Origin of the sequence: Streptomyces sp. NPDC047002 (assembly GCF_040704505.1) — a bacterium.
Taxonomy (GTDB): domain Bacteria; phylum Actinomycetota; class Actinomycetes; order Streptomycetales; family Streptomycetaceae; genus Streptomyces.
This window is the reverse complement of sequence record NZ_JBEYWC010000031.1, coordinates 44,595-66,170: the sequence shown is the minus strand read 5'-3', so window position 1 is coordinate 66,170 and position 21,576 is coordinate 44,595. Positions and strand designations below refer to the sequence as shown.

The following is a 21,576-nucleotide window of genomic DNA, read 5'->3' as shown; positions in this document are numbered from 1 at the left end:
CGCCCGCGGCCGTCGCTGCGTACCCTGGTACGGGTGAGAGGCACCCCGCCCGAGAACCCGTCCGACGCCGAGCTGCTGCGCGCGGCGCGCGCAGGGGAGATGCCCGCGCTCGGCGCGCTGCTCGAACGGCACCGCGCGGGGATGCGCGCCGTCGCGCTGAGCCTGCTCGGCCACGGTCCGGACGCCGAAGACGCCGTACAGGACGCCGCGCTGACCGCCCTGCGGCACCTCGGCGACGTGCGCCGGCCCGAATCCGCCGGCGCCTGGCTGCGGATGGTCGTGCGCAACGCCTGCCGCGACCGGCTCCGCGCCCCCGGCCACGCGGCCCTGCTCGCCGACCCGCTCGGCGGCCCGCCGGCGGCCGAGGACACCGACCCGGCGCGCGCCCTGGAGCGGCACGCGCTGCGCGACTGGCTGTGGCGGGCCATGGACGACCTCTCGCCCACGCTGCGGATGACGCTGATGCTGCGGTACTTCAGCCCGCGCACCCCCTCGTACGACCGGATCGCCGCGGTGTGCGGGGTGCCCGTGGGCACGGTGCGCAGCCGGCTCGCCGAGGGGCGCGCGAAGCTCGCGGACGCGATGGCCGCGACCGCGGAAGCGGCGCACGGCGACGCGGCGGCCCGCACCAGGGCGAGCGCCGACGACGCGGTGGAGACGCTGGCGGCGGCGGAGGCGGGCAGGTTCGGCGAGCTGGCCGCCGAGCGCTGGACGCCCGACGTCGCCTACTACGAGGGCGGGCGGCGCGTGGGCGGCCGGGACTTCCTGGTCCGCGGCATGGAGGGCGACCTGGCGGCCGGGGTGCGCCAGCGCCTCGTGTCCGCCGTCACCAGCCGGGACACCACCATCTGGGAGATGGACCTGCTCAGCCCGCCGGACGCGCCCGACCACTGCCCGCCGGCCGTCGCCTGGCTGATGACCGCGAAGGACGGCAGGATGCACCGGCTGCGGCTGTTCCACGCCCCGGCCGCCGCCCCGACCCGTGCGTGACGCGGGTCACATCTTTTCCGGCCTCTCCGATCGAACTTCCCGCGCGGCCCCGCGTCCTGTGGGTGTCCTTCGCACCACCCACACGGAGAAGCCCACCATGCACGACGACACGACCACCGGCCTCCTGGCCCCCGGCGCCCACGACATCCAGGTCGACGGCCTCCATCAGCGCTACCACGTCCACGGCACGGGACCCGTCTGCCTGGCCGTGCCCGGGGGGCCCGGCGTGGGCTGGGAGTCCCTGCGCATGCCGGCCGTCGAGGAGTTCCTCACGCTGGTCTACGTGGAGCCGCTCGGCACCGGCGGCTCGCAGCGGCTGCCCTCGCACCCCGACGGCTACACCCGCGCCCGCCACACCCGCGCCCTGACCGCGCTGCTCGACCGGCTCGCGCTGCCCCGGGTGATCCTCCTCGGGCACTCGCACGGCGGCTTCGTCGCCCAGCACTTCGCGCTGCACCACCCGCAGCGGCTCGCCGGCCTCGTGCTGTACGAGAGCGCCCCGGTGACCGGCCCCGAGCACATGGCGGAGGCGGCCGCCAGGGTCGGCGACTTCGTCCGCCGCAACGAGGGCAACCCCGAACTCCCCGCCGTGCTCGCCGGGCTCCAGGCCGCGGGCGCCACCCGGGACGACGGGGAGATCACCGCCGCGCTGCGCGCCCTGCTGCCCGCCTACGTCGCACGCTACTGGGAGCGCGAGGACGAGTTCAAGGAGCTGCGCGCGGCCCTGACCTGCACCTACATCTCGTCCGTCGACGCGGACGGCACCCCCGACACCATCGACGACCGGGCGGCGCTCCCCGCGCTCACCGTGCCCACCCTCGTCGTCGTCGGCCGCTACGACATCCCCTGCGGCCCGCGCTGGGCCCGCGAGCTGCACGCCCTGATTCCCGGCGCGCGCCTGGTCGAACTGCCCGAGAGCGGCCACCTCGGCCACATCGAGGAACCCGCCGCCTTCGCCGCCGCCGTACGGGACTTCACCGCGTCCCTCCCGGCGTAGGACGCGCACCCCGCAGCCCCCGGCCCGTGCGGCGGGCAGGGGGCTGCGGCGCGGGCCCCGGTCAGAAGCCGGGGAAGAGGGCGACCAGGTCCGCCCGGCTGCCCGCCCCTGTGACCTCGACGGCGTCCGCGGGGCGCGAGCGCCCGTACACGAGGCGCAGCAGGGCGTCCGTGGTGCCCGTGACGGTGGTCGCGGGCTTTGCGACGGGCCCTGCGACGAGGTGGAGCTCGGCGCCGACGTCGAGGTGGTCCTCCGCGCCCCCGTGGCGCAGGGCGATCCGCCGCGGTGCGAGCGCGGCGCGCGCCTCGGCCGCGTGGAAGCGGGAGACGACGAGGTCGAGCCGCTCCCACACCAGGCCCGGGTGGGCGACCGCCGCGGCCCGGTCGAAGGCGGCCTCGGCGTCCCAGCCGTGCAGGGCCTGCACGGAGAGCCGGTAGCCGAGGTAGGTCGACAGCTCCATCGGGCCCGCGAAGTAGGGGATGCTCAGGTCTGCCTCCCGCGCCGCCGTGACGGAGTCGAGCAGGTCGAGGTGGGCGGCGTCCGCGTCCAGCCAGCTCCGGCGCTGTCCGGCGGGGTCCAGCGCGTCCCACCTCTCCCAGACGGGAGTCAACTCCTCACGTCGCGGGCCGCGTTCGTCGCCCGCGAGGCCGCGCCGCACGAGGTCGGCGCAGATCTCGGCGGCGCTGCCGAGGTGCGACAGCACCTGGGCGACCGTCCAGCCGGACGCGCAGGAGGGGCGGGTCAGGTCGTCGGCGGAGAGCGGCGCCGCCAGGGCGCGCAGGCGCGCCGAGGTGTCGTGGAGGGCGCTGAGCCACCGGGCCGAGGGACGGACCGCGTCCTGTCCTGGCGGGGCGTCGGCGGGCGCGGGGGCCGCGCCGTGGTCGTGGGTCCTGGGCTCGTCGGGTGCGGGGAGGTGCATGTCGTTCCTGGTCCTGGGGTCGGTCGGGGGACGCGGCCACCGGATGCGGCGCCGTGCCCGCCCCTCGCGAGGCGGGCGCGGCACCCGGCGCGGCGGCCGGGGGCGAGGTCAGGGCTTGGGCTGGTAGGCGAGGTCGGCGGCGGTCAGGCCCTCAAGGGCCATGCCGAACGGGACGTCCTGGACGATGCGCCTGCGGAGGTTCCTGTTGAGGGTCTGCTTCTGCAGGCTGCGGTAGAGCGCGGGCTTGGCCGCGAGGCCCCTGGCGATCTCCAGGCCGCGCTCGACGGCGCGCTCGTGGGCGACGACCTCGCTGACGACGCCCCAGTCGAGCGCGGTCCGCGCGTCGATCGACTCGCCCGTCCACAGCAGCCACTTGGCGCGTGCGGTGCCCGCGACCTCCTCCCAGACGACCTGCACGCCGTCGCCGCCCGTGATCCCGAACGAGGGGTGCGGGACGTCGGCGTAGGTCGCGCGCTCCGAGGCGATGTGGATGTCGGAGAGCAGGAGGTACTCGGAGTGGACGACGGCGGGGCCGTTCGCCACGCCGATGACCGGCAGCGGCAGCTCGACCAGGCGCTGGAGCACCTTGGCGCCCTCGGTGCGGGTCTTCTCCCAGGCCGCGGGCTTGAAGATCTCGCCCAGGCTCGGGCCGTCGATCTGGTCCATGAAGGAGTCGCCCGTGCCCGTCAGCACCATCGCCTTGTTGTCGCGGTCCAGGGCGATCCGCTCCAGGGCCTCGGGGAAGTCCTCGTGGGTCTGCCCGGTGAAGGTGACGGGCCCGCCCCCGGTGTGGAAGCGGACCAGCAGCACGCCGTCCTCGTCGCGCGACATGGCGAGGTTCTCGTACTGGGTGAAGTAGTCCGGCGTGGTCATGGTCGTCCCTCTCGGTGGAAGCCCTCTGGAGAACTGAACAGATCTGTTCGGTTGCTTGCGGGTTCGAGTGAACAGGTCTGTTCAGTCATTGTCAAGCGCTGACCGAACAGATCTGTTCACTCCCTGGTAGCCTTGGCGTGTGACCACGCCGAAGCCCCGCCGCCGCCCCGGCCTCGAACGCGTCCTCGCCACCGCCGACCGGCTGTTCTACGAGAAGGGCCTGCACGCGACGGGCGTCGACCTCATCGCGGCCGAGGCCGGCGTCTCGAAGGCGACGATGTACACGTACTTCCGCACCAAGGACGACCTGGTCGCGCAGTACCTGCGCGGGCGCAGCGAGGCATGGCAGGCGCACGTCACCGAGCAGCTGCGCGCCCGGGGCGGCGCGCCCGACGAGCGGATCCTGCGCGTCTTCGACCTGCTGGGGGAGTGGTTCGAGACCGACGACTTCCGCGGCTGCCCGTTCATCAACGCCGAGGCCGAGTCGGACCGTGAGGCCCCGGGACACCGGGTGAACCTCGGCCACCGCGCCTGGGTCAGGGCCCTGTTCGCCGGGCTGCTGCGCGAGGCCGGCGCCGTGGGGGCCGAGGAAGGCGCCGATCCGCCGGCGCGGCAGCTCGCCATGCTCTACGACGGCGCCATGACCAGCGCCTACGCCGAACCCGGCGGCGGCTGGGCCGAGGCGGCGCGCGAGGCGGCGCGTGTGCTGGTCGGGCGGGCGCTCCAGGACTGAGGTACGGCCCGCCCGCGAGGGATCTTTGTGATCGTACGATGGGAAAAGTCGGTCCAGCAGCGTCGCCGGGACCGGAGCGCCACGCGCGCACCCGAGGGCGGCGGCCGCCGCTCCGGCACCATGCGACACCCACGGAGAACCACCTCATGAGCACGGCCACCGACAGCGCACGGCAGACAGCAGCCCGGGACTCAGGGGTGCTGGTCCCCGTCGAGGTCCACTTCGACGACCTGGACTCGTTCGGCATGCTGCACAACGCACGCTACGGCGTGCTCACCGAGCGCGCGTGGATCTCGTACTGGCAGGGGCGCGGGATCGCCTTCGACGCCGACTGGGGCCAGATGGAGGACGGCTTCAACGTCGTCAAGGAGGTCAGGATCACCTTCGACCTGCCCATCACGCGCCCGGGCCGCTACGCCGTGCGCCTGAGGGTCGAGCACCTCGGCACCACCAGCCTCACGTACGGGTTCGACGTGCGCGACCCGGAGGCCGGCGTGACGTTCGCGCGCGGCACCAGGACCGTCGTGCGGCTCGACCCCGAGACCCGGCGGCCCGCCCCCTGGAGCGCGAGGGCCCGCGCCCTCGCCGAGGACCTGCGGCCCGCGGTCGCCTAGGGCCTCTCGTTCGGATCGTGCCGGGCCCGCGTGTCCCGGCGCCCGTGGGCGGGGCGCGTCGCCGTGGGGCGGCGCGCCCGGCCGTGCGCCGGGGCGTGCCCGCCGCGGCGCCGCGCCTCCCCCGGCCCGCCCCGTGCGCCGCGCGTGCTTCGCCGCGCGGCGCACGGCAGGTGTGCGTGCCCGCCGGGCGGCACCGGCGGGACGTACGCTCCCGCCATGGACAGCGCAGAGTACGAACGGAAGATCACCTCCCGGTTCGCCGCCTTCGACCAGGACCACAACGGCGCCATCGACCGGGAGGAGTTCAGCGGTGCCGCCGCCGCGCTGCTCGCGGAGTTCGGTGTCCGGCCCAGGTCGGACAAGGGCCAGGCGCTCTACGACGGCGCCGAGGCGTTCTGGCAGGGCATGGCGGGGATCGCCGACGTCGACGGCGACCAGCGCGTGACCCGCGAGGAGTTCCTGACCGGCGCGGTCAAGCGGCTGCGCGACAACCCCCGGCGGTTCGCCGAGATCGCCCGCCCCTTCCTGCACGCCGCGATCGCGGTGGCCGACGAGGACGGGCGGGGCGTCACCCACGCGGCACTCGGCCGCGCGCTGCGCGTGCTCGGCGTGCCGGAGGAGACCGGGGCGCGGGTGGCCGCCGCGCTCGACGGCGACGGGGACGGCCGCATCGGCGAGGACGAACTCCTCACGGCCTTCGCCGACTACTACGTCACCCCGGAGCCCTGAGCCGGGGCCTTCAGGTCACCCTGCGTGCCCAAAAGACGCCCGCTGTGCGGCCGATACCGGGTTGTGTCCCGGCGCCGCGTCGTCACGGCCCGGAGTCGCGCGGTCACTCGGGTACGCTCCGTAAGGTGCGAGACGGTGGGGGCGAGGCGGTCCGCGGAGTCGCGACAGCGGCTCCCGGGGGCGCCGTGCGCGCCGCTCGCACGGCTGAAAGGCGCCGCGCGCGCCCCTGTTCGACTCCGCGCGGCGTGCGTCGCACAGTATGCAGCACGCGTACTCCTTCGCGCTGGAATATGCCCGAAGCGCTTGTTGCGGTGACTGTACGTCAACCATGCTGTCGCGTAAGGGAACCACGGTCCGTGACCCCGATCCCGCCGGTGCGGGTCGAGGTACTTGTCGAGGCGCGAGGCGATGTGTCCGCCGGTTCGGATGGTGTGAACGGTGCAGGTACTTCAGGTGCAGTTGGAGATCGGTGCCGACCCCGCGGAGGTCGGCAGAGCCAGGCGGTGGGTCAGGTCACGGCTCGCCGGTTCCGGGATGGAGCGTGACGAGCCGACCGCGGAGAGCCTCGTCCTGATCGTCTCCGAACTCGTCACCAACGCCGTGGTGCACGCCGGTTGCCCGGCCGTGCTGCGGATACTGTTCGGCCTCGGCGCCGCGGATGCGGGCACCGTACGGGTCGAGGTGGCCGACGCGTGCGCGACGCCGCCGAGCCCGCGGCACGCACGCGGCGACGACACCGGCGGGCGCGGCCTCGAACTGGTCGACGGGCTCGCCGACCGGTGGGGCTGGCAGCCCGAGGGCGCGGGCAAGCGCGTCTGGTGCGAGGTGGACCGCGGGCCGCGCGGCGCCGGGGGCCGGGCCAGGGCCGGAGCCGTCGCGGCGCCCGCCGCCCCCGCGCTGCCCGGGCCGTGCGCGCTCGCGCGCCCCGCCTGAGGCGCGGCGGGGAGGGGCCCCTCGGGCCTCGGGACCGCGTGCGGGGTCAACTCGGCGCCCGGCCCGCCCCCGTGCGCACATCCGTGCCGGTGCGGGCGCGGAAGGTGCGCCGGTAGGCGGTCGGGGCCACGCCGAGCGCCGCCTGGAGGTGCCGGCGCAGCGACTGCGCCGTGCCGAAGCCGGCTTCCCTCGCCACCTGGTCCACCGTGAGGTCCGTGGACTCCAGCAACTGGCGTGCGCGCTCCACGCGTTGCCGTAGGAGCCACTGCCCGGGGCTGATCCCCGCCTCCTCCCGGAAGCGCCGGGTGAACGTGCGCACCGACATGGCCTCGCGCTCGGCCATCTCCCGCAGGGTGACGGGCTCGTGGAGCCGGGTGAGCGCCCAGGCGCGGGCCGCCGCCGTGGTCGCCCTGCGGGGCTCGGGCAGCGGGCGCTCGATGTACTGCGCCTGCCCGCCGTCCCTGAACGGAGGTACGACGGTCTGCCTGGCCACCTCGTTGGCCGCAGCGGTGCCGTGGTCCCTGCGCACGATGTGCAGGCACAGGTCGATCCCGGCGGCGACACCCGCCGAGGTGAGCACGTCGCCGTCGTCCACGAACAGCACGTTCGGGTCGACCCGCACGCGCGGATAGAGCCGCTGGAAGCGGTCCGCGCTGCTCCAGTGCGTGGTGGCGGGCCGCCCGTCGAGCAGCCCCGCGGCGGCGAGCACGAAGCTGCCCGTGCAGATCGAGACCAGGCGCGTGCCGGTCCGCAGGTGCGCGAGCGCCGCCGCGATGCCGGGCGGCAGCGTGCCGTCGTCGAACGCCGGGCCGATCTCGTACGACGCGGGCACGACGACCGTGTCGGCTGCGGCCAGCGCCTCGGGCCCGTGCTCCACGAGGATCGAGAAGTCGGCGTTCGTCCTGACGGGTCCTGGACCGGCGGCCCCGCAGGTCGCCACCGTGTAGAGCCGCTCGCCCGCCGGGCCCCTGGCGCGGCCGAAGATCCGCTGTGGAATGCCGAGTTCGAAGGGGATCACCCCGTCGAGCGCCAGCACGGCGACCCGGTGCGGCACGGTCCTTTGCCCCTGCCGGTCCCGCTCGCTGCCCCTGGCCATGGCCCGATCCTAACGAACCATGTCCGCCAGGCCACTGGCCGCGCACCGCCGGCTTCCGGATGCTGGCTGACGTGAATCGGACGAACAGGGCCGCGCGCCCGGCGAACGAGCAGGACGACCGGGCCGCTGCGGCCCCGGAGGGCGGGCGCACGGGTGCGGCGGGGCGCACCGGCGAGGCGGGGCCCGCGGGCGCGGCCGAGCGCGCGGGTGCGGTGGTGCGGGTGCGGGTGCACCGGGCGTGGTTCGTGGCGGCGGTGACGTTCGTGACCATCGTCGGCGCGGCGGCGTTCATGTCGCTGCCGGGACTGCTGATCGACCCGCTGCACGCCGAGTTCGGCTGGTCGCGCGGGACCATCGGCTCCGCGGTCTCCGTCAACCTCGCGCTGTACGGGCTGACCGCGCCGTTCGCCGCCGCGCTCATGGACCGGTTCGGCATCCGGCGGGTGGTCGCCGCCGCGCTCGCCGTCATCGCCGCCGGGTCGCTGCTGACCGTGGGGATGCACGCCGTGTGGCAACTGGTCCTGTACTGGGGTGTGCTGGTCGGCCTCGGCAGCGGCTCGATGGCGCTCGCCTTCGCCGCGACGGTCACCAGCCGCTGGTTCGTGGCCAGGCGCGGCCTGGTCACCGGCATCCTCACCGCCGCAAGCGCCTCGGGACAGCTCGTCTTCCTGCCGGTGCTCTCGTGGCTCGTCACCCACCACGGCTGGCGGCCCGCGGCGGTCACGGTCGGGCTCTCGGCCGCCGCGGTCGTCCCGCTGGTGCTGCTGCTGATGCGGGACCACCCGGCCGACGTGGGGCAGGCCGCCTACGGCGCCGCCGCGTACGAGGAGAAGCCGCCGCCGGTCACCGGCGCGGCCCGCAGGGCGCTCGGCGTGCTCGCGTCGGCCGCGCGCACCGGCCCGTTCTGGCTGCTCGCCGGGTCGTTCGCGGTGTGCGGCGCGTCCACCAACGGCCTGGTGAAGACCCACTTCGTACCCGCGGCGCACGACCACGGGCTGCCGGTGACGACGGCCGCCTCGCTGCTCGCGGTGATCGGCGTCTTCGACGTCGTCGGCACCGTCGCCTCCGGATGGTTCACCGACCGGCTCGACGCCCGGCGGCTGCTCGCCGTGTACTACGCGCTGCGCGGGGTGTCCCTGATGTTCCTGCCCCTGCTGCTCGGCCCCTCGCTGCACCCGACGATGCTGTTCTTCATCGTCTTCTACGGGCTCGACTGGGTCGCCACCGTGCCGCCGACGATCGCCCTGTGCCGCGAGCACTTCGGCGAGGACAGCTCCATCGTCTTCGGCTGGGTGCTCGCCGCGCACCAGGTCGGCGCCGCCGTGGTGGCCTGGGCGGGCGGTGTGGCCCGCGACGTGTTCGGCTCGTACGACGTGGTCTGGTACGCGGCGGGCGCGCTGTGCGCACTCGCCGCGCTGATGGCGCTCGTCGTCCGCCGCGCCGCCCCGCCGCCGCTCGCCGCGGGGGCGTGACACCGCCGCGGGCCGCGCCCGTCAGCGGCCGTGCGCCACCGCCCTCGCCACCACCGGTGCGGTACGGGCCAGTTCACGCAGTGTGCCGCTCAACGGGGTGATGTAGCCCAGGAAGTGGAGGCCGGGCGCGGCCGGGCCCCGGTGCCGTGGGCGGCCGTCGGGCCCCAGCACGCCGAGGGCGCCCACCAGGGGTTCGAGGCCCTGCTCGTACCCCGTCGCGGCGACGACGGCCTCGGGCGTGATGCGGGTGCCGTCCGCGAGCACCACCTTGTCCCCGTCGAACGACTCGACGGCGGCGACGGGTTCGACCCGCCCCTCCCGTACCGCCCGCACCAGGCCCACGTCCTGCACCGGGATCGCGCCTTCGCGCGCCCGGGTCGCGAGCCCCTTCTCCGGGCGGCCGAGACCGGGTGCCTTCAGCGTCACGCCCCTGGCCGCCCGGTCCACCAGTGCGGCGGGCAGCCTGCGGACGAGGATGCCGCTGCCCTGCGAGGGCCAGCCGAGCGTCGAGCGGCGCAGGATGTGCGGGGGAGTCCTGACCGCGAGCCGCACCCGGGCCGCGCCGCACTCCGCGAGGTCCGTGGCGATCTCGGCGCCCGTGTTGCCCGCGCCCACCACCAGCACGTCGCGGTCCCGGTAGGGCGCCGCCTCGCGGTAGTCGCCCGCGTGCAGCAACTCCCCGGTGTAGGAGTCGAGTCCAGGCCAGTTCGGCACCCGGGGGGTGTGGTTGAAGCCCGTCGCCACGACCACGGCGCGTGCCCGCAGCTCACGGCCGCCGGTGCCGCGCAGCAGCCAACGCGCCCCGTCCGCGGGCCCGTTGGCCGCCTGGCCGGTCTGCTCGGACTGGTCGGACTGGTCAGTCTTGTCGGACTGTTCGGACCGGGCGGCCGCCAACGGCTCGATGCCGGTCACCTCGACGCCCGTCACGACGTCCAGGTCGTGGACGCGGGCGTACCGCTCCAGATACGCGACGAAGCGGTCGCGCGGCACCCACCGGCCAAAGGACCGGGGTATCCGCAGCCCCGGCAGGGACGACCAGCGCCGCGTGGTGTGCAGATGCAACCGGTCGTAGTGGCCGCGCCAGGAGGCCCCGACGGCGTCCGACTTCTCCAGCACCACCGTCCGTATCCCGCGGCTCCGCAGCGCCGCCGCCACCGCCAACCCCCCTGGACCGGCCCCGATCACATAGACGGGCGGTTCGTTCGCGGTGCCGTGTGGGGCAGTTGTGTGGTCGGACATGACAGAAAGTTCTCATCTCGGGCCCGCCCGGCGGGTCTCACTTGCATATCGGTCGCGATCTGAATCGGTTTCGAGGAGATTTCCCCCACGGGAGCTCCATACACGCGGCGGCGCCGAACACCCCGCCGGAAGCGGCCCGCACGACGCGGGATCACGGCCAGAGGAGGTCCCGCGCCCAGGTGTCGGCGGCGGGCGCGGTGCGGCGATAGCGGACGCGTACATGTCGGCGCGCGGCGTCGCCCTGGAAGAACTCGGCCTCGTCGGGCGCCACCACATAGCCGGTCCAGGTGGGCGCCTGCGCGGTCGGCTCGCTCTCGGCGCGGCGCCACGCGGCCTCGTAGGCGCGGGCCAGCGCCGCTCGCGAGTCCAGCACGTCGCTCTGCCGGCCCGCGAGCGCGGCGGCGAGCGCGCCCGTCGAGCGGGCCCGCAGGTCGGCGCGTGTCTCCTCGGCGTCGGCAGGGACGACGGGGCCGCGCAGCCGGACGGCGCGCGCCTGCGTGTGCCAGTAGAAGGTGAGCGCGGCGAACGGCACCGCCGCGAGCTGGCGGCCCTTGCGGCTGGTGGAGTGGGTGGCGAAGTGCCAGCCGCGGTCGTCCGCCTCGTGCAGCATCACCGTGCGCACGTCGGGCCGCCCCTCGGCGTCCGCGGTGGCGAGGGCCATGGTGTGCGGCTCGGGCTGGCCGGCGGCGACGGCGTCGGCGAACCACCGGTGGAACAGCGGCAGCGGGCTGCCGGGAGCCTCGGCTGGATCGAAGGCGGGGAGCCCCGACTCCCCGGTGTCCCACACGCGTTGCTGCCGCAGCAGGGCGCGGAACCGGACGGCCGCGCCGGCGGCGGACTCGTCGGACCCCGGGAATTCCGGAACGCTGTCGTCCATGGGCATGCGTCCTATTCAACCGTGTGCGCGGCCCCGCGCATTCACCGGTGTGCGCGGCCGGTGACACGGGACGTGCGCATTCCCGGTGCGCGCGGCCGGACCCTTCGGTCCACGCCGGGCAGGGGCGCCCCGATTTCCTGCGGGTTTTCCTGTGGGTGCGGACGGCCGCTCGTTCGACCGCGTGCGCGTCCCGATGTCGACCGCGTACGCGTCCCGTTCCGTACGGTGGGCCGACGGGGGCCAAAGGCGGCGACCCCGTCGGCGGGACAGGACGCTCCACGGCGCACGGCGGAAGCCGTGCCGGGAGAACACGGGAAAAGCGGGCCGGGCAAACGGGAGAAGTGCACAGCACGGCGCGGGAATTACCGCGTCGGCTTCCTGCCCGTCACCCCGAGATGGACCAGAAGCGCCAGATTCGGCTTGAGGTCGGCCTGTTTCACGCCCCAGCTCTGAAAGCCCTTCTGGTGCGAGGCGACGGCGGAGAGCATCACGACGAGTGATCCCGCGATCGCCGCCGGTACGACTTCCTTGTCGACGCGGCCCTTCGCCTGAAGTTCCTTCACCGAATCCGTGAGGGAGTTGGTGATCGAGTTGAGGATCTTCATGCGGATCTTGGAGAACCGTTTGTCCCCTTCCGCGTCACCGAGGTCGATGACGCGCAGAATCGCGTCGTGTCTGCGCCAGAAGTCGAGGAATCCGTCGACCAGTTCCTCCGCCGACTGCCAGCCCGCACGGCCGGTCCAGGAACGCCCGGCGACGAGTTCCGTCAACCCGGTGCTCTCCCTGGCCATTTCCTCCGCGAGCTCCAGTACGGCCCCTTCCACATCGGGGAAGTACTGGTAGAACGTCGCGGGAGACGTGCCCGCCTTCCGGGCCACGTCGATGACTTTGACGTCCCGGTACGGCGAGGAGCTGAGCATCTCGCTGAGGCAGTCGAGCAGCTTCTGCCGCGTCGCCTGTCCGCGTCGACCGGCCACGCGGCCGTCGACCGTTCGTACTTGTCCTGTCATGCCGTCAGCTTACCGACGGGGGATCGGCGCGCGATTTGGCCGACTGCAAATGGGGACATCCACGGGGTACACCGGGTGTTCCGGGCGCTCCTTCCGTGCGGCATGAACATCTGGCACATTCCTTTTGCGGCGATGTCGTGTACCGCGTCGCGCCGCCTTGCGCGGCCTATAGCGGCACCCGTATGGCGCCCTTCCCGCGGCCATCCGCACCCCTTCGGCCCTGCCTTACGGGGCCTTACGGCGTCTTCGCCGGATGCCCGGATTCCGCCGGGAAACGCGTCTTGACCGAGTCAATTGTTCTATTCCCCACGCTGCGCGCCCGGCGTTCAGCCATTAGCTTTGCCGGAGGGCGCGGCGGGAGAGCCGTGCGCCGCCGCGGACACACGAGGGTTCGGGAGGTGGGCCGTGGCCGCATTCACCGAGGGCACACCGTGCTGGCTCGACGTGTCGCTGCCCGACCTCGAAGCGGGCAAGAGGTTCTACGGCGGCCTGTTCGGCTGGACCTTCGGCCCCGGCCCCGAGCCGTACGGGGACAGCGGCTCGGCGACCGCGTACAGCGGCGGCAGCCGGGTCGCGGCCCTCGTCGCCAAGCGCGACGGCAGGATGCCCACCGCGTGGGGCGTGTACTTCGCCACGCCGGACGCCGCGGAAGCCGCCCGCAGGGTCCGCGCGGCGGGCGGCAGCATGGTGCGGGAGCCCGTGGCGGCCGGGCGGCACGGCGTGGTGGCGCTCGCCGCCGATCCCGGTGGCGCGGTGTTCGGCCTCTGGCAGCCCGCGCAGGACGAGCGGGACGAGGCCGTGGGGAGCGCGGGCGGCGGCGAGGACGTCGTGCGCGGCGAGGCCGTGCGGGCAGGCGGCGGCGCGGGCGGGCGGGACGGCGGCGTCGGGTTCGGGGAGCGGGGCCGCCCCGGCTCGTTCTGCTGGACCGAGGTCTACACGCGGCTGCCCGAGCCGGTCGACGCGTTCTACGAGCGGGTGCTGCGCGTCAGCGGCAGCGACGCGCCGGGTCTGCCGGGCGACGCGGTGCCGTTTCGCCTGTGGTCCCCGAAGGGCGCGACGCCGGGGCCCGCCTCCGCGGTCGCCGGGCGCAGCGTGATGACGGACGCGTTCCCCGCCGCCCTGCCCGGCCACTTCCTGAACTACTTCTCCGTCGCCGACTGCGGCGCCACCGCGGCTGCGGCCGTGCGCCTCGGCGGCCGGGTGCGCCAGGAGCCCTTCGACATCCCGTACGGGCGGATGGCGGTCCTCACCGACGACCAGGGCGCGGAATTCGGCGTCCTGGCCGACGCCGACCGCGACGCCCACGCCGACGCCGACCGCGACGCCGACGCGGACCGCGGGCGGGACGGCGCGGGCCAAGAGTAGGGGCCCGCGGCGCCCGGCGGGGGCGTACGCGGTGACACACGCACCCGTTGTGCACCCCGGTTCGCAACGCGGCCCCCGTACAGGAACAATCGGGTGCGACGAGGCCGTACCTTTGTGGCCCGTACGGGGAGGTGGCACGCACGGTGGAGCAGCTGACACAGCACGACCCGAGACGTATCGGACCGTTCGAGGTACTGCGCAGGCTCGGCGCGGGGGGCATGGGGCTCGTCTATCTCGCGCGGTCGGCGTCGGGCCGCCGTGTCGCGATCAAGACGGTGCGCACCGAGCTCGCCGAGGACCAGCTGTTCCGCGTCCGCTTCACCCGCGAGGTGGAGGCGGCCCGCGCCGTCAGCGGCTTCTACACCGCGGCCGTGGTCGACGCCGACCCGCGCGCCGCCGTGCCGTGGCTGGCCACCGCCTATGTGCCCGCGCCCTCCCTGGAGGAGATCGTCGGCGAGTGCGGCCCGATGCCCGTGCAGGCGGTGCGCTGGCTCGCCGCCGGTATCGCCGAGGCGCTCCAGTCCATCCACGCGGCCCACCTGGTGCACCGCGACCTCAAGCCGTCGAACGTCCTCGTCGTCGAGGACGGGCCGCGCGTCATCGACTTCGGCATCGCGTCCGGCGTCTCCAACACCCGACTGACCATGACCAACGTCGCCGTGGGCACCCCCGCCTACATGTCGCCGGAGCAGGCGCGCGACTCCCGCAGCGTGACCGGTGCGAGCGACGTCTTCTCCCTCGGCTCCACCCTGGTGTACGCGGCGACGGGGCACGCGCCCTTCCACGGCGCCAACCCGGTCGAGACCGTCTTCATGCTCCTGCGCGAGGGCCCCGACCTGACGGGCCTGCCGGACGAGCTGCGCCCGCTGATCGAGTCCTGCATGGCGATGAACGCGGAGCAGCGGCCCACCCCCGCCGACCTCCAGGCGCAGCTCGCGCCGTACCTCTTCTCGGCCGAGGGCGACGACACCGGCACGGTCTCCGCGTGGCTGCCCGACTCGGCCGTCGAGATGATCGCCCGCCGCCAGAACGAGGGGCACAAGCCCTGGTCGCCGCAGGGCGGCGGCCGGCAGGCCGCGGGCGCAGGCAGGCCGGCGCACGGCCAGGCGGGGCGGCCCGCCGTGCCGCCCATGCCGTCGCGGCCGCCCGCGCACGGCCCCTACCGGCCCGCGGCCGCGGGGGCGCAGCCGCAGGGCGGACCCGCGGGGCCGCCGCAGGCCGCCCCGTACGGCGGCCGGGCGCAGCTGCCCGCGCAGCAGCCCGTCGCCGGCGGCTACCCGGCGCGGCAGCAGGACCCCGTGGGCGACTCCGGCGGCCCTGTGCGCCTCGGCACCTCGCCCGTGCCGATCGGCCCCGGGCCGCTCGCGTCCGCCGCCGCGCACGCCCCGGCGCCCGAGGCGGGCGCCGCCACCGGCTGGATCGTGCCGCCCGCAGGCCTGACCGGCGCGGCGCACGCGAGCCCGCAGGCGCCCGCCCCGGCCCCCGCGCCCGAGGCGGACGGCGGGCGGCCGCACTGGCGGCCCTGGCGCTTTCGCATGTCGAACGACGTGTGGGGCACGCCCGTCGTCGTCGGCGACCTGCTGTACGTGACGTCCTTCGAGGTCCACGCGCTGGACGTGGGCACGGGCAGGCGCCAGTTCAAGACCAGGGACGTCGCCTGGGCGATGGCCGTGTCGGGCGGCCGTATCCACGCCTCCGACGGCCCGACGCTGTACGCGCTCGACGCGCAGGACGGCACCGAGCGCTGGCGGCTGCACACCGACGCCTGGGTGTACTCGCTCAAGGTCGACCGCGGCACGGTCGTCACCGGCACCCGCGGCGGCGGTGTGCAGGCGTGGGAGGCGTCCAACGGCGAGAAGCTGTGGGAGCTCTCCGGCGCGCAGACCGAGTTCGAGACGCCGGAGGCGGGCCCCGCGGTCCACGACGGCACGGTCTACGTGTGGAAGGACGCGCGGCTGCGGGCGCTCGACGCGCGCACGGGCGCCGAGCGCTGGTCGTACCCCGTGGGCGACGGCGCGTCCTGCGGCGGCGTGCCGGTGCGGATCACGCCGGCGCAGGACGGCCGGCTGTACATCGCGGCGGGCACGCGCGTGCTCTGCGTGGACATCGCGGGCGGCCATGTGCGCTGGCACTTCGAGGCGCCCGCCGTCTTCCTCTCGCCGCCCGCCTTCGCGCCGGGACCCGCCGTCGCGGGCGGCGGTGTCTACCTCGCCGACTACCTCGGCACCGTGTACGCGCTCGACGCCGCCACGGGCAAGGACCGCTGGCGCATCGCCACCGAGTCCCGCGCCTCGGTGGAGCCCGTGCTCGTCGCCGGCGGCAACGTCCACGTCGGCAGCGGCGCCGCCGTCTACACCCTGGACGCCGTCGCAGGCACCCCGAAGTGGCGGTTCGCGGCGGGCGGCGAGATCGTCGGCGCCCCCGCCGTCGCCGACGGCAGGCTGCACTTCGGCTCCGCCGACCACGTCCTGTACACGCTCGACGCGGGCGAGGGCCAGCTGCGCTGGAAGCTGGCGACCGGCGGGGAGATCACCGGCTCCCCGGTCGCCGAGCGCGGCGTCGTGTACGCGTGCAGCAAGGACCGCTGCGTGTACGCGCTGGACGCGCGCAAGGGCACGGCGACGGGGCGCTGACCGGCCCCGTGCGGGCGCGGCACCGGCCGTCCCGGGCGCGGCCTCCCGTCGTGCGGGCGCGGCCTCCGTCGTACGAGGGTGCGGCCCCGGTCCTGTCAGCGGCCGTACGGGCCCGGCTCCCCGCGGCCGCCCGGCCGGTCGTCGTACCACTCGCCGTCGCCCTCGGCGCCGGTATAGCCCGCGCCGTACACCCCGTAGCCGTCGCCCTCGGGGCCGGGTGCGGGTTCGAAGCGGCGCCTGCGCCCGCGCATCACCACGGAGGCGAGCAGCAGCGCGATCCCGCCGCCCGCGCTGTACGCGACGCCGGGGCCGAGCCCCGAGCCGTCGCCGCCGACGACGAGGCTGCCAGCCGCCTCGCCCTGCCGGACCATCCACAGCACGGTGAAGCCGATGACGACGAGGCCCGCGCACGCCACCAGCGGCCGTGCGCGCAGGGCGAGCCCGATCAGCGTCAGCAGCGCGGCGAACGCGAACGGCGCCACCAGCGAGGCCCACACCCCGGTGCCCGCCCCCGTGACACCCCGCGCCTCGAACAGCTCGGCGATCCGGTAGTGGCGGCCCTGACGCCCGCCGTACCAGGCGAGGAACGGCCCGAGCACGGCCGCCGCCGCGCCGGCCAGGGCGATGATCCCGCCGATGACATTGCGTACCATCGTCGGCCTCCTTCAGGCGATGCGGCCCTCCTTCGACGCTACGCCGCGTCACCGGGAACCGCCACGGTGTGCGCCACGTCCTTGATCCGGGGGCAGAGGCCCCCGTTCCACGGGGGAGGCGCGGTGCGCATCGGACAGCAGGCGAAGGTCGTCGCGGTGGCGGGGGTGGTGGTGCTCGCGCTGACGGGCTTCTCCCGGCACGGCAGCCACAGTCACAGCCACAGTCATGGCCACTACGGCTCGGGCGGCGGGGGCGGCTGCTCGGGCCCCGCCCACACGAGCAGCAGCTCCGGATCGTCATCGAGGAGCACGTACGGCTCCACCACCGACACCGACACCGACACCGCCGACGACGGCACAGGCGACTCCTACGGCAGCGGCTCGGCCACGCCCGCGAGCGGCTACCGCACCCGGCCCACGCACCAGGCCGCCACCGGCTCGTCGCAGGGCGCGCACACCGCGCGGGCCACCGCACGCAGCCTGGCGTGCGCGTCGCCCGCCGCGGGCGGCCGCAAGGCCGTCACGTCCTCGAAGGTCGAGGTCACCGCCGCGCGGTCCAACGGGAGCGCGGCGACCTTCGAGGTCGACGTCGTCTTCAAGGACGCGGCCGGCACGTCCGTGGACATCGGCTCGGCCTCCGTACGGCTCGCGCCCGGCGCGACCAGGACCGTCACGGTCCCGATGGACACCCCGTCCAGCGTCGGCACCGTCGCGACCTGCGAGCCCTCGGTGGTGTAGCCGCGCGCCGCGGCGCGCGGGAGCCGGGACACCGCGGCGCGGGCACCGCACACGCACGGGCAGGGCCCGCGCCACCGGCGCGGGCCCTGCCCGTTCTCGTCCCCCGGATGTTCCCGCCACGGCCGCCGCGGCCTCCCCTCCGGGCCGCCGCGGCCGTGCCCCCCGCTCGGGGCGGTCATTCCCCGTCTGCCACACCTCAGGGGGCGTGGCTGTCCAGCGGCTTGATGGGAGGCCCGTCCGCGGGCTCCGAGCCCGCGTGGCTGTCGAGCGCCGTGGCCTCGTCGGCCGCGTCGTCGCCACCCTTCGCCGCGGTCTTCCCCTCGGCCGGCGGCGCGGGTGCGTGGCTGTCGAGGGTCGTGATCTCCTCGTCCTTCTTCGCTTCGCTCATGCTGGCGTGCTCCTGGCTCTCGGACGTCTTCTGTCGAGGGCGGCGCGCGCCCGGTGCCTCCCCCGTGCCGCACCGGGCGAGCGCCTTGACGACCCCCCCTTCCCCCGTGCGGTGGGTCGCCGTTGGGTTGAGCATGCCAGGAGGCGCTAAACGTTCGATGAACGACCCCGGGGGCCCGCGGCGCGGTGCGCGCGCCTCAGGCGGCCAGCGGCGTGAGCAGTACGCGCACCTCCGCGGCCTCGTCCGCGTCGGCCGCCTCGTAGAGCGCGAGCGCCTCCTGCCAGCAGGCGCGGGCGCGCTCCGGCTGCCCGAGGGCGTCGAGTGCCTTGCCCAGCACGGTGAGGATGTTCGCCCGCATCCACTCGCCGCCGATGAAGCCGAGCGTGAGGGCCTGTTCCGCGAACCTCGCAGCGAGCGGCGGTCTCTTCGCGGCCAGGTGCACCTGGGCGATACGGAAGTGCGTCGTGCCCTGCCACAACCGCTGCCGGTTCTCCTCGAAGATGTTCAGCGCCTCGTTGAACTCCTTGAGCGCCTCGACGTGCCTCCCGCTGTGGGCGTACGCGATGCCCAGCGCGAAGCGCGCGTTCGCCAGGCGGAGCGTCAGGCCGAGGTCGTCGTAGATCGCCATGCCCCTGCGGACGAGCTCGACGGCCTCCTCGGTCCTGTCCATGGAGACCAGCACGCGCGACAGGTTGCACAGGGCGCTCGCCTCGCCCGGCGCGTTGCCGTCCCCGCGGAAGGCGGCGATCGCTTCGAGCAGGTGCGACTCCCCGTCGCGGAAGCGGCCCTGGCACAGGGCGACGATGCCGCGCTCGTTCGCCGCGTTGCAGTGCGTCCAGACGTCCTGGGCCGCCTCGCGCAGCGCGACCGCGCGGCGCGCCTCGTCGTCCGCCTCGTCGAACCTGCCCGCCTTGATGTACACCTGCGTGAGCGTCGTACGGGCCCGGCCCTCGGCGTGCGCGTCGCCCGCCGCGTGGGCGGCGTCCCGCGCGGCCAGGGCCGCCACCTCGTAGGCGCGCGAGTTGGCGCCGGACTCCGAGAGGTCCTTGGCCGCGAGCAGCAGGTCCACGGCGCGGCGCAGCAGCGTCGGCTGGGCGAGCGACTGCCGCACGCAGGCGAGGATCGACGCGGCCTCCGCGTACAGCCAGTCAAGGGCCTCGGTCCTGGACGGGAAGGACAGGCCCGTGTCGCGGGCGCGCTCCAGATGGGCGACGGTGCGGTCGCCGGGGCGCTCCATCCCGTACACCCGGGACGCCGTCGCCAGATAGAAGTCGAGCAGCCGCTCCAGCGCCTCGCGCCGCCTGGCCGGCGGGTGTTCGTCGCGTTCCGCGCATGCACGCGCGTAGAGCCGTACGAGATCGTGGAAGCGGTAGCGGCCGGGTGCGGCGGATTCGAGCAGCGAGGTGTCGACGAGCGATTCGAGCAGGTCCTCGGTCCGGTCGGGCGGCAGGTCGAAGACGGCGGCCGCCGCGGCCAGCGAGATGTCGGGGCCGTCGGCGAGGCCGAGCAGGCGGAACGCGCGCGACTGCGCGGGCTCCAACTGTCCGTACCCCAGCTCGAAGGTGGCCTTCACCGCCAGGTCGCCCGCCTGGAGCTCGTCCAGCCTGCGCCGCTCGTCCGCGAGCTTCGAGGCGAGGACCGAGACGGTCCAGGTGCGGCGCGCGGCCAGCCGGGAGGCGGCGATCCGGATCGCGAGCGGGAGGAACCCGCAGGCCGCGACGACGTCGAGGGACGCCTCGCGCTCCGACCGCACCCGCTCGATGCCGACGATCTTGGTGAAGAGGTCGAGCGCCTCTGCGGGGGACATCACGTCCAGGTCGACGAGGTGCGCGCCCGCCAGGTCCACCATCCGCGTCCTGCCCGTGATCAGGGCGGCGCAGCCCGTGGTGCCCGGCAGCAGGGGCCGGACCTGCGCGGCGTCGCGCGCGTTGTCCAGCAGGACCAGCACGCGGCGGCCGTCGAGCGTGGAGCGGTACAGCGCCGCCCGCTCCTCCAGGGTCTCGGGCACCGAGCGGTCCGGGGTGCCGAGCGCCCGCAGGAACGAGCCGAGGACCGTCGCGGGGTCGGCCGCGGCGGCCGACGAGCCCTGCAGGTCCACATAGAGCTGCCCGTCGGGGAAGTGCGGGCGGGCGGCGTGCGCCACGTGCACGGCGAGGGTCGTCTTGCCGACGCCGCCGATGCCGGCGAGCGCGGAGACGGCCATCACCGAGCCCTCGGAGAGCGCGAGCAGCTCGCCCAGCTCCGCGACGAACGCCGCGCGGCCGGTGAAGTCCGGCACGGTGGCGGGAAGTTGCGCGGGGCGCGGGGCCGCGAGGTCGGGCACGGAGTGGAGGACGACGGGCCGTGCGAGCTCCTCGTCCGCGTTGAGGATCGCGTGCTGGAGCTCCGTCAGCTCGGGCCGCGGGTCGACGCCGAGCTCCTCGGCGAGCAGCTGCCGGGTGTCGGTGTAGACGGCCAGCGCCTCGGCCTGGCGGCCGCTGCGGTACAGGGCGACCATCAGCAGCTCGCGCAGCCGCTCCCGCAGGGGGTGCCCCGCGGTGAGCGCGGTCAGCTCGGACACGGCCTCCGCGTGGGAGCCGAGCTCCAGGTCGAGGTCGAGGCGCTGCTCGACCAGGCCGAGCCGCCACTCCCCGAGGCGCACGCGCTGCGTCTCGGCGAACGGGCCCGGCAGGTGCGCGAGCGGCTCGCCGTCCCACAGGCCGAGCGACTGTTCGAGCAGGGCGCGGGCGCCGCGCCTGTCGCCCGCGGCGCGCGCCTTCTCCGCCTTCGCCGCGAGGTCGTGCGCGACCTGGAGGTCGAGCGAGCCGTCGGGGGTGCGCATGGCGTAGCCGCCCGCCTCGCTGACGAGGGCGCCGGGACCGAGGACCTTCCGCAGCCGGGAGGCGTACGTGCGGACGGCGGCGAGCGCGCGGGCGGGCGGCTCCTCCCACAGCGCGTCGATCAGCTCGGCCGCCGTGGCCGTGCGCCCCTCGCGCAGCAGCAGCGCGGCGAGCATGGCGCGCTGCTGCGGGGAGCCGGGCGGCAGTGCCTCGCCGTCGCTCCACGCGCGGACCGGGCCGAGCACGCTGAAGCGCAGCCGTCGGCCCCCGTCGGGCTCCTGGGCCCGCGCCGCCGGAATCCGCTGCCCCGGTACGCGTGGCCCGCTGTCACGGTCCATCGTTTCCCCCTCGCCCCCCGCTGGCGGTTTCGCTGTTGTGACAGTCTGCCTTGTCCCGGGCGGGCGCGTCAGCCACGGGCGCCGGTCTGCACAATGCCTCAACACGCCGGGCGGCCCCGCGGCACTGACCCCCGTTCAGCGGTCCCTGAGCCGTGTGGCG

19 protein-coding genes are annotated in these 21,576 nt (G+C 75.1%); 10 read left to right on the top strand and 9 right to left on the bottom strand.

Annotated features, from left to right (window positions below; genetic code table 11):
- Nucleotides 1–33 precede the first annotated feature (33 nt).
- Together AB0910_RS24845 and AB0910_RS24840 are read left to right on the top strand one after the other, a co-directional pair.
- Nucleotides 34–990: a sigma-70 family RNA polymerase sigma factor gene (locus AB0910_RS24845; protein ID WP_366746843.1), complete on the top strand. Its 957-nt coding sequence runs from the start codon at nucleotides 34–36 to the stop codon at nucleotides 988–990.
- 97 nt (nucleotides 991–1,087) lie between these two features.
- Entirely contained in the window at nucleotides 1,088–1,987 is a 900-nt protein-coding gene (locus tag AB0910_RS24840; protein ID WP_366746842.1) for an alpha/beta hydrolase, read from the top strand.
- 61 nt (nucleotides 1,988–2,048) lie between these two features.
- Here AB0910_RS24840 and AB0910_RS24835 read toward each other — a convergent pair whose 3' ends face one another.
- The gene (locus AB0910_RS24835) at nucleotides 2,049–2,906 is read right to left on the bottom strand and encodes a maleylpyruvate isomerase N-terminal domain-containing protein (RefSeq protein WP_366746841.1); all 858 of its coding nucleotides are present in this window, start codon (nucleotides 2,904–2,906) and stop codon (nucleotides 2,049–2,051) included.
- 108 nt (nucleotides 2,907–3,014) lie between these two features.
- Complete coding sequence (locus AB0910_RS24830) at nucleotides 3,015–3,779, bottom strand: enoyl-CoA hydratase/isomerase family protein (protein WP_366746840.1); 765 nt, start codon at nucleotides 3,777–3,779, stop codon at nucleotides 3,015–3,017.
- Nucleotides 3,780–3,918: 139 nt separating this feature from the next.
- Between AB0910_RS24830 and AB0910_RS24825 the strand changes: the two genes are divergently transcribed.
- From AB0910_RS24825 to AB0910_RS24810, 4 genes are all read left to right on the top strand, one after another.
- Nucleotides 3,919–4,512: a TetR/AcrR family transcriptional regulator gene (locus tag AB0910_RS24825; protein WP_366746839.1), complete on the top strand. Its 594-nt coding sequence runs from the start codon at nucleotides 3,919–3,921 to the stop codon at nucleotides 4,510–4,512.
- A gap of 146 nt (nucleotides 4,513–4,658) precedes the next feature.
- Nucleotides 4,659–5,126, top strand: a complete 468-nt coding sequence (locus AB0910_RS24820) for a thioesterase family protein (protein ID WP_366746838.1) — start codon at nucleotides 4,659–4,661, stop codon at nucleotides 5,124–5,126.
- Nucleotides 5,127–5,342: 216 nt separating this feature from the next.
- Nucleotides 5,343–5,855: an EF-hand domain-containing protein gene (locus AB0910_RS24815; RefSeq protein WP_366746837.1), complete on the top strand. Its 513-nt coding sequence runs from the start codon at nucleotides 5,343–5,345 to the stop codon at nucleotides 5,853–5,855.
- A 438-nt stretch (nucleotides 5,856–6,293) separates the two neighbouring features.
- Nucleotides 6,294–6,788 (top strand): ATP-binding protein, encoded by a 495-nt coding sequence (locus AB0910_RS24810; RefSeq protein WP_366746836.1) that lies wholly within the window; start codon nucleotides 6,294–6,296, stop codon nucleotides 6,786–6,788.
- A gap of 46 nt (nucleotides 6,789–6,834) precedes the next feature.
- On the opposite strand, the gene AB0910_RS24805 is transcribed toward AB0910_RS24810, so the two are convergent.
- Nucleotides 6,835–7,884: a helix-turn-helix domain-containing protein gene (locus tag AB0910_RS24805; protein ID WP_366746835.1), complete on the bottom strand. Its 1,050-nt coding sequence runs from the start codon at nucleotides 7,882–7,884 to the stop codon at nucleotides 6,835–6,837.
- Between the two features lie 212 nt (nucleotides 7,885–8,096).
- Here AB0910_RS24805 and AB0910_RS24800 point away from each other — a divergent pair, with 212 nt between their 5' ends.
- Complete coding sequence (locus AB0910_RS24800; RefSeq protein ID WP_366746861.1) at nucleotides 8,097–9,356, top strand: MFS transporter; 1,260 nt, start codon at nucleotides 8,097–8,099, stop codon at nucleotides 9,354–9,356.
- Nucleotides 9,357–9,377: 21 nt separating this feature from the next.
- Here AB0910_RS24800 and AB0910_RS24795 read toward each other — a convergent pair whose 3' ends face one another.
- From AB0910_RS24795 to AB0910_RS24785, 3 genes are all read right to left on the bottom strand, one after another.
- The gene (locus tag AB0910_RS24795; protein WP_366746834.1) at nucleotides 9,378–10,595 is read right to left on the bottom strand and encodes an NAD(P)-binding domain-containing protein; all 1,218 of its coding nucleotides are present in this window, start codon (nucleotides 10,593–10,595) and stop codon (nucleotides 9,378–9,380) included.
- Between the two features lie 151 nt (nucleotides 10,596–10,746).
- The gene (locus AB0910_RS24790; protein WP_366746833.1) at nucleotides 10,747–11,472 is read right to left on the bottom strand and encodes a pyridoxal 5'-phosphate synthase; all 726 of its coding nucleotides are present in this window, start codon (nucleotides 11,470–11,472) and stop codon (nucleotides 10,747–10,749) included.
- Between the two features lie 362 nt (nucleotides 11,473–11,834).
- Nucleotides 11,835–12,482 carry a TetR family transcriptional regulator gene (locus AB0910_RS24785; protein ID WP_345655389.1) on the bottom strand — a complete coding sequence of 216 codons (648 nt, stop codon included), beginning with the start codon at nucleotides 12,480–12,482 and terminating at the stop codon, nucleotides 11,835–11,837.
- A gap of 405 nt (nucleotides 12,483–12,887) precedes the next feature.
- Between AB0910_RS24785 and AB0910_RS24780 the strand changes: the two genes are divergently transcribed.
- Together AB0910_RS24780 and AB0910_RS24775 are read left to right on the top strand one after the other, a co-directional pair.
- Entirely contained in the window at nucleotides 12,888–13,847 is a 960-nt protein-coding gene (locus tag AB0910_RS24780; RefSeq protein WP_366746832.1) for a VOC family protein, read from the top strand.
- A 143-nt stretch (nucleotides 13,848–13,990) separates the two neighbouring features.
- Entirely contained in the window at nucleotides 13,991–16,480 is a 2,490-nt protein-coding gene (locus AB0910_RS24775; RefSeq protein ID WP_366746831.1) for a PQQ-binding-like beta-propeller repeat protein, read from the top strand.
- Nucleotides 16,481–16,575: 95 nt separating this feature from the next.
- Here the strand turns inward: AB0910_RS24775 and AB0910_RS24770 are convergent, their stop codons facing one another.
- Complete coding sequence (locus tag AB0910_RS24770) at nucleotides 16,576–17,133, bottom strand: hypothetical protein (RefSeq protein WP_366746830.1); 558 nt, start codon at nucleotides 17,131–17,133, stop codon at nucleotides 16,576–16,578.
- A gap of 123 nt (nucleotides 17,134–17,256) precedes the next feature.
- Between AB0910_RS24770 and AB0910_RS24765 the strand changes: the two genes are divergently transcribed.
- Complete coding sequence (locus AB0910_RS24765; protein ID WP_366746829.1) at nucleotides 17,257–17,871, top strand: hypothetical protein; 615 nt, start codon at nucleotides 17,257–17,259, stop codon at nucleotides 17,869–17,871.
- Nucleotides 17,872–18,067: 196 nt separating this feature from the next.
- Here the strand turns inward: AB0910_RS24765 and AB0910_RS24760 are convergent, their stop codons facing one another.
- Nucleotides 18,068–18,259: a hypothetical protein gene (locus tag AB0910_RS24760; protein ID WP_366746828.1), complete on the bottom strand. Its 192-nt coding sequence runs from the start codon at nucleotides 18,257–18,259 to the stop codon at nucleotides 18,068–18,070.
- Between the two features lie 196 nt (nucleotides 18,260–18,455).
- Nucleotides 18,456–21,416 (bottom strand): BTAD domain-containing putative transcriptional regulator, encoded by a 2,961-nt coding sequence (locus AB0910_RS24755; protein ID WP_366746827.1) that lies wholly within the window; start codon nucleotides 21,414–21,416, stop codon nucleotides 18,456–18,458.
- Between the last annotated feature and the right edge of the window lie 160 nt (nucleotides 21,417–21,576).